The following is a 4,435-nucleotide window of genomic DNA, read 5'->3' as shown; positions in this document are numbered from 1 at the left end:
TTCACTTGTCAATGAGCAGCAGAATGAACTGGAAATTGACATCCACTTTGGATTTAAACTTATTATACGAGGAGGAAGCCTATGGATTTCGAATTGTCTAAAGAACAGATTATGCTGCAGGAGATGGTTCGGGACTTTGCTGAGAAGGAGATCGAACCGTATGCAAGAGAAGTAGACGAAACCGGGAAAATGCGGATGGAGACGTTTCAAAAGCTCGGCAATCTCGGCCTTTTAGGCATCCCTTTTCCGGAAAAATACGGCGGAGCAGGCGGGGATACCATCTCTTATTGCATCGCGGTCGAAGAAATCGGCAAGGCATGCGGGGGAACAGGGCTCAGCTATGCCGCAAATACAAGCCTCGGCGCAAGCCCGATCTACTATTTCGGCACCGAAGAACAAAAGCAGGAGTGGCTCGTTCCGATGGCAAAAGGCGAAGCGCTCGGCGCATTCGGGCTTACGGAACCGAACGCCGGATCAGACGCCGGCGGAACAAGGACAAAAGCGGTACTTGACGGCGATGAATGGGTGATAAGCGGCGAGAAATGCTGGATTACAAACGCCGAATACGCCCGCCAAGTGATCGTGACAGCTGTAACCGGCAAAAGAGAAAACGGTCGTAACATCATTTCCGCCATCATCGTGCCGACCGATGCACCGGGCGTGACGATTACAAGCCCGTATGAAAAAATGGGCGTTCGCGGATCCAACACGTGCCAGATCGTGCTCGAAAACGTCCGTGTCCCGCGTGAAAACTTGCTTGGCGACGAAAAGAAAGGATTCAGCCAGTTTTTGTACACGCTGGACGGTGGACGCATCTCCATCGCCGCATTATCGGTCGGGATTGCCCAAGCTGCATTCGAAAAAGCACTTCGATATGCGAAAGAACGGATGCAGTTCGGCCAAGCGATTTCAAAATTCCAGGCGATCCAGTTCAAACTTGCCGATATGGCGATGGAAATCGATCTTGCTCGCAATGCCGTGTACAAAGCGGCATGGCTAAAAGATCAGGGAAAACCGTTTAGCAAAGAAGCCGCTTATGCAAAACTGTTTGCGTCGGAGATGGGATTCCGCGTCTGCAACCAGGCGATCCAGATCCACGGCGGGTCCGGTTATATGCGCGAGTACGACGTGGAGCGTCATCTTCGCGACATCAAACTGATGGAAATCGGCGAAGGCACATCCGAAATCCAGCGGCTTGTTATTGCCAGAAAGCTTGGCTGCTAGGATAGAAGATTGGAAGACTTGCGTCGCACAAGTTTGCATTCGAATGGAAAGGAGCGTTGCCATTTGTTCAAAAAAATTCTGATTGCCAACAGGGGAGAGATTGCGCGGCGGGTGATCCGGACGTGTAAAAAGCTCGGTATTAAGTCCGTAGCGGTGTATTCCGAGGCGGATGCGGGGGCCCTTTTTGTCCGCGAGGCGGATGAAGCATATTGCATCGGCAAATCGCCTGTCAATCAAAGCTATTTAAATGCCGACGCGATCATCCGGGCGGCCAAAGAAAGCGGGGCGGAAGCGGTCCATCCGGGTTACGGGCTTTTGTCCGAGAATGCGCCTTTTGCCCGGAAATGCATTGAGGCGGGGCTCATTTTTATCGGGCCTTCTCCTGCAATCATTGCTGCGATGGGCAGCAAAATTGAAGCGCGCCGTACCATGAAAGCAGCAGGCGTGCCGGTGATTGAAGGGGTGGATGATCCGCTTGAAGATGAAGAAGCGGCGGTCCGGGCGGCTGAAAAAATCGGTTATCCCGCAATGCTGAAGGCTTCGGCAGGCGGCGGCGGAATCGGGATGCAGGTGGTCCAAACCGAAAAAGAGCTGCGCAAAGCGTTTGCCGGCAACAAAAAACGGGCGGAAATGTTTTTCGGGGACGGCGCGATGTTCATTGAAAAATATATTGAAGAACCGCATCATGTAGAAATCCAGATTCTGGCAGACCAATATGGAAACGTTGTGCCGCTTATGGAGAGGGAATGTTCGATCCAGCGCCGCCACCAGAAAGTTGTCGAAGAAGCGCCATCGCCTTTTATCAGCGAAGCGACCCGGCAAAAGATGCTGGATGCGGCAGTAAAAGCAGCAACATCCATCGGCTATATAAATGCCGGCACGATGGAAATGATCGTGGACCGGGGCCAGAATTTCTATTTTCTTGAGATGAATACAAGATTGCAAGTGGAACATCCGGTGACGGAAGAAATTACCGGGCTGGACATTGTGGAAGAGCAGTTGAAAATCGCTTCAGGCGAACGCCTCACGATCACGCGGGAGACGCTCAAGCGGAACGGCCACGCGATTGAAGTGCGTATTTATGCTGAAGATCCGAAGACGTTTCTGCCATCGCCGGGCAAAATTACAGCTTTCCGGCTGCCGGAAGGGGAAGGCATCCGCAACGAGACGGCCGTGGAAGCGGGTTCTAAAGTGCCCCCTTTTTACGACCCGATGATCGCAAAACTGATTGCCTGGGGCAGCTCGCGCGAAGAAGCTTGCAAAAGGATCAGGGATGCGCTTTTAAACTATCAAGTGGAAGGGATTAAAACGAATATTCCGATGCTGATTGACACCGTCAGCCACGAACAATTTTTAAAAGGGTACACAACCACGCATTTTGTCAATGACTTTTTAAAACAAGCGGAGTCCCGCAAGTAGGCGCACCGGCCGGTTAAAAGGCGCCAGAGGTTCGAAAAGGGGAGAATCCGAAAGAAAGCAGGGCCTGCCACCGGTTAAGGGAGGCAGGAAGACGCCCCCGCTGTCATCTATTTTTAATGGGTACACAAAGATTTAAACCAAGCAGAGCCTTGAAAGTATGCCAGATGGAGGAAGGGATCAGTCAGGTTCAAAGGTGAAAGGCGGGGAGCACCGCAAGCAAGGAGGAGAACATGCAAAAAAGATCCCGGTCATGATCAAATTGTCAGTGACTTTTTAAAACAGGAGGAAAAGCAGATGGAAATTACAGCAAGTATGGCAGGAAGTGTCTGGAAAGTGCTCGTAAAGGAAGGCGACCAGGTGAAGGAAGGCGACGATGTGGTCGTCCTTGAATCCATGAAAATGGAAATCCCGATTGCTGCCGAGGAAGACGGCACAGTGGTAAAAATCCATGTCCAGGAAGGCGAATTTGTCAACGAATCCGATGTGCTGGTGGAACTGGAGTAGCGCAATTTGCTGAAGGAGGCGGGGATGTGAAGCTGCCTGAAAAAGTGACCGTGAAAGAAGTCGGGCCGCGCGACGGGCTACAAAATGAAAAAGCGGTCGTGGCGACAGCAGAAAAAGTTGCATGGATCAACGCATTGTCAGATACGGGTCTGACGTACATCGAAGCAGGATCATTCGTCCGGCCGGAATGGATACCGCAGCTTGCCGATACCGGAGCGGTGCTGGAAAAAATCAGACGGAAGCCGGGCGTGACCTATGCCGCGCTTGTCCCGAACGTGAGGGGGCTTGAACGGGCGTTAAATGCAGGCGTGGATGAAGTAAGCGTTTTTATGTCGGCAAGCGAAGGCCATAACCTCCACAACATTAATAAAACGATCGCGGAAACCTATCCGGTCTTGGAAAAAGTGGTGAAGGAAGCGAAAAGCGCCGGGAAATCGGTAAGGGGATATATTTCGACGGTGATTGCCTGCCCGTATGATGGACCGGTTTCCCCAAAGCAAGTAAAAGATGTGGCCGGCCGCTTGTTTGCGATGGGCGTGGATGAAATTTCCCTCGGGGACACGATCGGTGCCGGCGTGCCGACTGATGTTGAGCGGTTGCTCGACGAACTGCTTCATGATTTTAATGCAAGGCAGCTGGCGATGCATTTCCACGATACAAGAGGGACGGCACTTGCGAATGTTGTTAAGTCGCTCGAAATGGGGATCACTGTTTTTGACAGCGCAGCAGGTGGCCTGGGCGGCTGCCCGTATGCAAAAGGGGCATCCGGCAATGTTGCCACGGAAGATTTGCTGTACCTGTTCGCGCAAATGGGCATTGAGACCGGCATTGATTTTGACCGCATCATCCAGGCCGCAAAGCAGATAGAAAAAACAATCGGAAGGCCACTTGCAAGCCACCAGATGGAAATTTACAGGATGGCGGGAGGGGCGTAACGGGAATATTTTGCCGAGAAAAGCAAAAAGGAACGCCCGCCATGATCTTGAACCGCCTAGAATCTGAAAAAGCAGATTGGAAGATCGCTTGCAAGCCGCCAGATGGGGAGCGAAACTGGACCGTTTTGCCAAAAAAAACAAAAGAAACTGCCGTAATGATGCAAAGCCGCACGAAGCCGTAAAGCAGATTGGAAAAGATTGGAAGGCTGCTTGCAAGCTGCCAGATGGGGGTGTAACGGGGCCGCTTTGCCAAAAAAAGCAAAAGAAATTGCCGTGATGATGCAGAACCGCCCGAAGCTGCAAAGCAGACTGAAAAAGATTGGAAGACCGCTTGCAAGCCATCAGACAGGGAG

Annotated in this window: 4 protein-coding genes; all 4 read left to right on the top strand. The window is 51.9% G+C overall.

From position 1 onward, the window contains the following. Positions 1 to 81: 81 nt before the first annotated feature. The 4 genes from NFR98_RS15540 to NFR98_RS15525 all read left to right on the top strand — a co-directional run bounded on the left by NFR98_RS15540 (position 82) and on the right by NFR98_RS15525 (position 4,082). Positions 82 to 1,224 carry an acyl-CoA dehydrogenase family protein gene (locus tag NFR98_RS15540; protein ID WP_061086964.1) on the top strand — a complete coding sequence of 381 codons (1,143 nt, stop codon included), beginning with the start codon at positions 82 to 84 and terminating at the stop codon, positions 1,222 to 1,224. Between the two features lie 63 nt (positions 1,225 to 1,287). Next, the gene (locus NFR98_RS15535; protein WP_061577169.1) at positions 1,288 to 2,643 is read left to right on the top strand and encodes an acetyl-CoA carboxylase biotin carboxylase subunit; all 1,356 of its coding nucleotides are present in this window, start codon (positions 1,288 to 1,290) and stop codon (positions 2,641 to 2,643) included. A 294-nt stretch (positions 2,644 to 2,937) separates the two neighbouring features. Continuing rightward, positions 2,938 to 3,147, top strand: coding sequence for an acetyl-CoA carboxylase biotin carboxyl carrier protein subunit (locus tag NFR98_RS15530; RefSeq protein ID WP_017551842.1), 210 nt, complete (start codon positions 2,938 to 2,940; stop codon positions 3,145 to 3,147). Positions 3,148 to 3,173: 26 nt separating this feature from the next. Beyond that, positions 3,174 to 4,082 carry a hydroxymethylglutaryl-CoA lyase gene (locus NFR98_RS15525; RefSeq protein ID WP_026684086.1) on the top strand — a complete coding sequence of 303 codons (909 nt, stop codon included), beginning with the start codon at positions 3,174 to 3,176 and terminating at the stop codon, positions 4,080 to 4,082. Positions 4,083 to 4,435: the final 353 nt, after the last annotated feature.

The sequence above is a fragment of the Weizmannia agrestimuris genome (assembly GCF_943193165.1).
Classification (GTDB): domain Bacteria; phylum Bacillota; class Bacilli; order Bacillales; family Bacillaceae_C; genus Weizmannia; species Weizmannia faecalis.
Note: the sequence above shows the minus strand (reverse complement) of the source record. Positions and strands in the feature narration are given on the sequence as shown.

What these genes read in the sequence shown, in the direction of transcription:
- NFR98_RS15530 (WP_017551842.1), top strand. Translation starts at nt 2,938, where the DNA reads ATGGAAATTACAGCAAGTATGGCAGGAAGTGTCTGGAAAGTGCTCGTA.
- NFR98_RS15540 (WP_061086964.1), top strand. Translation starts at nt 82, where the DNA reads ATGGATTTCGAATTGTCTAAAGAACAGATTATGCTGCAGGAGATGGTT.